This is a genomic window from Armatimonas sp. (genome assembly GCF_043760365.1).
GTDB lineage: Bacteria > Armatimonadota > Armatimonadia > Armatimonadales > Armatimonadaceae > Armatimonas.
In genome coordinates this window covers 1-5,477 of sequence record NZ_JAYUPA010000292.1, presented here as the reverse complement: position 1 = coordinate 5,477, position 5,477 = coordinate 1, and the positions used below count along the sequence as shown (strand labels likewise).

Annotated in this window: 9 protein-coding genes; 7 read left to right on the top strand and 2 right to left on the bottom strand. The window is 57.7% G+C overall.

Going from position 1 to position 5,477, the window contains the following annotated elements; all coding sequences use genetic code 11:
• The first annotated feature begins 113 nt into the window (after positions 1-113).
• Together ACH2EH_RS06975 and ACH2EH_RS06970 are read left to right on the top strand one after the other, a co-directional pair.
• Complete coding sequence (locus ACH2EH_RS06975) at positions 114-677, top strand: sigma-70 family RNA polymerase sigma factor (RefSeq protein ID WP_395140228.1); 564 nt, start codon at positions 114-116, stop codon at positions 675-677.
• 14 nt (positions 678-691) lie between these two features.
• A complete protein-coding gene (locus ACH2EH_RS06970; protein ID WP_395140226.1) occupies positions 692-952 on the top strand; it encodes a zf-HC2 domain-containing protein in 261 nt (86 codons plus the stop codon).
• Here ACH2EH_RS06970 and ACH2EH_RS06965 read toward each other — a convergent pair.
• The gene (locus ACH2EH_RS06965; RefSeq protein ID WP_395140224.1) at positions 949-1,329 is read right to left on the bottom strand and encodes a cupin; all 381 of its coding nucleotides are present in this window, start codon (positions 1,327-1,329) and stop codon (positions 949-951) included. The genes ACH2EH_RS06970 and ACH2EH_RS06965 overlap by 4 nt on opposite strands.
• A 7-nt stretch (positions 1,330-1,336) precedes the next feature.
• Entirely contained in the window at positions 1,337-2,155 is an 819-nt protein-coding gene (locus tag ACH2EH_RS06960) for a hypothetical protein (protein ID WP_395140222.1), read from the bottom strand.
• Between the two features lie 134 nt (positions 2,156-2,289).
• On the opposite strand from ACH2EH_RS06960, the gene ACH2EH_RS06955 reads away from it, so the two are divergent.
• From ACH2EH_RS06955 to ACH2EH_RS06935, 5 genes are all read left to right on the top strand, one after another.
• Positions 2,290-2,985, top strand: a complete 696-nt coding sequence (locus ACH2EH_RS06955) for a phosphotransferase (protein WP_395140220.1) — start codon at positions 2,290-2,292, stop codon at positions 2,983-2,985.
• 6 nt (positions 2,986-2,991) lie between these two features.
• Positions 2,992-3,843, top strand: a complete 852-nt coding sequence (locus tag ACH2EH_RS06950) for a phytanoyl-CoA dioxygenase family protein (protein ID WP_395140218.1) — start codon at positions 2,992-2,994, stop codon at positions 3,841-3,843.
• 6 nt (positions 3,844-3,849) lie between these two features.
• Complete coding sequence (locus ACH2EH_RS06945) at positions 3,850-4,923, top strand: dipeptide epimerase (RefSeq protein ID WP_395140216.1); 1,074 nt, start codon at positions 3,850-3,852, stop codon at positions 4,921-4,923.
• Positions 4,920-5,234, top strand: coding sequence for a hypothetical protein (locus tag ACH2EH_RS06940; RefSeq protein WP_395140215.1), 315 nt, complete (start codon positions 4,920-4,922; stop codon positions 5,232-5,234). The genes ACH2EH_RS06945 and ACH2EH_RS06940 overlap by 4 nt, the downstream gene beginning before the upstream one ends.
• 63 nt (positions 5,235-5,297) lie before the next feature.
• The coding region (locus ACH2EH_RS06935; protein WP_395140213.1) for a hypothetical protein at positions 5,298-5,477 on the top strand (180 nt) is incomplete at its 3' end.

Sequence of the window (5,477 nt, the reverse complement as noted above, 5' to 3'; positions counted from 1 at the left end):
CGAAGTCTTTGCAGCAAATATTGAGAACCTGCGCGGGCTTCTTGCCGAGCTGGTCGAGACACTCCCCGAGACAAGCGCCAGCCCGGCAAAGACCGCTCTTAAGGGGGCCCGGCTTGCGTAAACAAACTCCAGAGGAACTCTTTCAGGAGCAGATGTTCCCGCACCTAGACACGCTCTACCGTGCAGCCTATTCCATGACACGCAACTCCCAGGATGCGGACGACCTAGTGCAGGATACGTTTGTACGTGCATTCCAGTTTATTGATAAATTTCATGTGGGAACTAATGCACGGGCCTGGCTGTTCCGCATCATGACAAACCTGTTTATCAACCGCTACCGACGGGCAAAGCGCGAACCAGAGAAAACGTCCTTTGACGAGATCGAAGATTTTTATCTCTATAACCGTCTACAAGATGCCTATCTATCAAGGACCTCTGAGTCGCCTGAAGCGGCGGTGATGGGTAAAGTTCAAGCGGAAGCCATTCAGGATGCCATCTCACGTCTTCCCGACGAGTACCGAGACACGGTGATTATGGCGGACTTGAACGAGCTCTCCTACCTGGAGATCAGCGAGATTCTGGAGGTTCCCATCGGAACGGTACGCTCCCGGCTCTCTCGTGGGCGACGGCTAGTGCAGCGTGCAATTTGGGCATTTACAGAAGAGAACCCGCGCTAGGAATCGTGAAGAATATGGATAAGACTCAGACAGAGTCACTCGAATTTAATCAGTGTCAGAAAGCCGTCCAGCAGCTCAATGACTTTCTCAGCCACGAGCTTCAGCCCGAGGAAGAGGAGCTTGTTCAAAAGCATCTGCTGGAATGCAATGGCTGTTTTGAGAAGTTTCGGTTTGAGGTGACACTTCTGCGGACACTTCGGGAGAAGGTCGGCCAGGTACAAGCCCCGGATGGCCTTCGTCAGCGCATCCTGGGCCTGCTCCAGAAGTCTAGCTAGGGCTTGCTGGTGCCCTCGCGCCCGTACGCGTCTTGGAGGCGCACGACATCGTCCAGCTGCGGGGTCGAGACCTCTAGCACGTCGGAGTCCTCGATGGCCTCAATCGTGTGGATTTCTAGAGGCCGGTTGCGCCACTGATGCCCCTCAGCGATCTCCGTTACCATGAGCGTGTCAACTGTCGCGCCCTTGGTGAGCTTCATCCGACCTTTGAGTAAGTAGCTCGTCTCGTCTTTAAAGTCGTGGTACTGCAAGCTGAGCTTCTGCCCCGCATTGACGTGGATAATCTTGCCCACATAGATATCGGTCCAGGCGTACCAAATCTCGTAGCCCCAGGGTTTTTCGACCCGTACTGGGAGGTCTTCAGGTTTAATGTCCATACAACCTCTATTGTACGGCATGCCCCCGCGCTTTTTTTATTCCCGCAGCGCCCGCTGCGATCAGTGCCGCGCCTCCCACACCTAAGAGAATCGCGGCAAGATCACTCTTGCGCTCTAAGATCACATCTTTGTTCTCGTAGGTTCCGAGCATCTGAATCCGCCAGAGTGGCTCATCTAGCACGATGCCCTGTGTGCGTTCCAGTTGGACTCCCTCACTCGTGCGCCCCTCACTACGCCCCCCATGAGCGCCCATGCCTTGGGAGTAGATCGCATGGTGGAAGTGCTCTTCACGGTGCGCCACGCCGTCGTGGATATGGATCGTCGGATAGAAAAGCTTGTCGGACCAGCGGGTGGGAAACTCAAAAGCGATGGGATGCGGCGTGCCGCCTAGCTTCGCAAGCTGAATCACGGCAAAGCCATAGTCGTGACACTGTGGAAACTGCGCCCAGACACTCTTGGGTAGGGTGAAGCGCGGATCAAGCCGGTCAAAATCTGCAAGTGTCGGCACAAAGCTCGTCACAAAATCGCCCACCGCGTGGACCGGCAGTGCACTTTTTACCGCCGCAGCCGTCTCCGCTGCGCTACAGCCAAGTGAGATGGGCTGTCTTTCGGGGAACTTGGCCGCGAGGTGCGTGAAAAACTCCGGGTAGTTTTTCAGATTCATCCAGCGGATACTGTCTTCCCGTGCGGGCAGGGCCACCGGCAGCGGTAGGATCATCGCGGTAGGCTGGGCTGCCTGGTAGCGCATCTGGTAGACCAGAAACTGGGTGCCGCGCCCCGTGAGGCGTGCAAAGAGATTCGTGTCGGCAACCTCAACTTGTCCCACAAAACAACACATCGTCGTTGCTCCTAAATCAGTTATCGGGAGGAAGTTTCCCTCTCCAGCGCGAATCAGAGATCGTGTTCTCTGATCGTACCATTACTTTAGGGCCGCTTGCCTTCCAAGGAGAAAACGCGACTGTGTACCGTGTGGTTACGCGGAGCGGTCGGCAGCTCATCCAAAAATTTGGGGCAACGTCCCGTGAGGGTGATATCGTGCGTACGCTCGAAGCCTACCAGCCACTCGTCCCCGAGTTTCTGGGACAAGCCGACGGCGCTTTGTACTTCTCCGAGCTGCCCGGCATTAATTTAGCGGAGGCGTTCGAGCAAACGCCCGAGCGCCGCGTCGCACTGTCCGAGGCTTTTGGGAGAGCACTGAGAGTGATTCACGCCTGGGAGCCACTGCTGGAGAAGCCCCCTACGACTTGGCTCTCCGAGGCTCTCCTACGCATTCGGGCGACGGCGGAGCAACACCCGTGGGAGAGTATCGCGCTGAGCTACACGCCCTTTGCTAGTGAGAGCTACGCGGATGTCGCCGACTGGATTGAACTCGAAAGCCCCTCGATTGCCCCGCAGCTTAGCTTCTGCCACGGCGATGCGTGCCTGCCTAATTTCATGGTCGAAACGGGTACTATCACCGGGGTGGTGGACTGGGGCGATGGTGGCTGGGCCGATCCGCGCTACGATCTGGCGACAGCCCTCTGGAGCCTGCGACGCAACAGTAACGGTGATCCCAAGACGCCACGCTACCAGGATGCGTTTCTGAGCTCCTACGGCTGGCACGGTGGTGTGGACAGCCTGAAGTTTTTCGAGGCGCTCTACACCCTCGGGGGATAAATTTTTATGAGCAGGATAGACCGAGAATTTTTTGACGCAAATGGCTATGTCGTCGTAAAGAACGTCGTTCCCAAGGCGCTCTGCGACGCCGTGATTGCGGCGGAGTATGCCTTTCTGGGCTTCTCACCCGACACTCCCGAAAACTGGTACCAACTACCTCTCCAGCGTGGTGGGATGATCGAGATCTACCAGCACCAGGCGCTCTGGGACACGCGCCAGCACCCGAGCGTCCACGAAGTCTTCTCGGAAATTTACGGCTCGGAGAAGCTCTGGGTGAGCATTGACCGCGCTAACTTCAACCCGCCGGTTCACCCTGAGCACCGTGAGTACGATCATCCGGGCATGATCCACTGGGACATTGATCCCAGGGAGGCCCACACCGCGCCGCTTCGGGTGCAAGGCGTGCTCTACCTCTCCGATACGCCCACGGAACGTGGCGGATTTTGCTGCGTCCCAGGTCATCACAAGCTCATCGAGCGCTGGGCCGCCACGCGTGAGAGAATTCCAGGTGCGCCCGAAGAGGGCAAACGCTCGCCAAAAGACAAGAGCGAGATTACTGTAGTGCCCATTGCCGCCGAGGCGGGAGACTTTGTGATCTGGAGCACCCGCCTGCTTCACGGCAATGGTCGGAATCTCTCAGATCAGCCACGTTTGGCGCAGTACATTACGATGTCCCCAGAGCGCTACCATACCGATGACGTGGAGCGCATGAGCCGTGTCACCCGCTGGCGAGAGCGCCGCAACCCCGATGCCTTCTGGGCACCCGGTGACCCACGTGGCTGGGAGCAGGAACACGGAACGACCGCAACACTGACGGAGCTAGGAAAGAAGCTCCTGGGCCTAGAGCCCTGGAATTAGCCCCCTATGATAATAACCTCAGAGCGCCTGACGCTCGAAAAAATCACACCGCTGCGCATCAGCCGTGGCACCAGTAGCAACAGTGTCAATTTATTTGTTACGGTCGAGCACGAGGGCATTTGTGGATTTGGCGAGCTGGCCCCCAACAGTGTCAGCGGTGATACAGCGGAGACGGGTGAGGCCGACCTTGAGAGCCTGCGTCCCGCCCTGAACGCGATCGCCCCCTGGGAGCTGGACCGAATTGAGGAGGTGCTCCGCGCACTGGACTCTACGGCAAGCGGCATGGAGGGAGTCGGGAGCGGCGGGGCCGTGAAAGCCGCTATCGAGATGGCCTGCCATGACTGGCTCGGGAAAAAGTGGGGGGTGCCAATCTGGAAGCTCCTGGGCCTAGATCGTGCGCGCATTGTCGAAACATCGGTCACCGTGGGAATCCAGTCCCCCACCGACGCGGCCACGCAGACCCGCGACTGGCACACACGCACAGGAGCTCGAGTGCTCAAGATCAAGCTCGGCAGCTCGGAGGGCATTGAGGCCGATCAGGCGATGTTTGCCGCGATCCAGGAGGCAGCGCAGACGTTTTCGAAACCGGCGGTCTTTCGGGTGGATGCCAACGGCGGCTGGAGCGTCGCCGATGCCCAGAAAATGATCCCTTGGCTAGCCGCACGAGGAGTTGAGTATGTCGAGCAGCCGCTGGAGCAAGGCAACGAGGACGGCCTCTCCGCGCTACGGCCCGCCGTCATCCCGATCTTCTTAGACGAGACGATCCGCGTCGCCGCCGATGTCCCAAAAGTGGTAGGCAGGATTGATGGCGTGAACGTGAAGCTCATGAAGTGCGGTGGTCTGCGCGAGGCACTTAGAATTATTGCGGTGGCAAAGGCGCACGGCCTCAAGACCATGCTCGGCTGCATGGGCGAGACCAGCCTCGCGATTACAGCCGGTGCACAGATCGGAGCTGCCTTCGATCACTTGGATTTAGACAGCCACCTAAACCTCAAGAACGACCCATTTATCGGGGCCGACTGGCACGAGGGAAAAGTCATCCCCCAAAATAGCCCTGGGCTAGGCGTTGCAGAGAGATGAACTGGAAGCGTATCGTGGCAGTGGTAGGGATTCTCGCACTCCTAAATGGTATCACCGCTCTCGGTGTCGCCCGCCCTTGGCTTCCCGTTACAGAATCCCGTGTCGAGAACGACAATCTGACGTTCATTAAGCGTACTGTCACGATAACCTGGCTGGAGTTCCCCCGGCTGAAATATTCCTATTTTGTCGGGGAGCGCACCCACGCAGAGAGCCCCGAATACAGCACCCAGACCCTCATGCTGGGCTTCCTAAATATAGATCGTTCAGAGTATAAACAAACATCGCCGTGTATGCCCATCTCAACGCACTAATCATTGTAGCCCTGGTAAAAAAGCCGATACAGGCATTCTTGTGCCCCCCCGAAAATTACTGTTATGGCACAGGAACAACAAGCTAGGCTTCAGCGGCTTTTTTTACTGTTACTCCTTGCCCTCACCTCGGCGACGGCTTCATCCGCTATTGTGGAGGAGTCCGAACCGATGGCACGTGCCTGGAAAGTTCGGCAGAAACGAGAGCGCGCCATCGAGCGTATGACTGCGACCCCGAGAACAGCA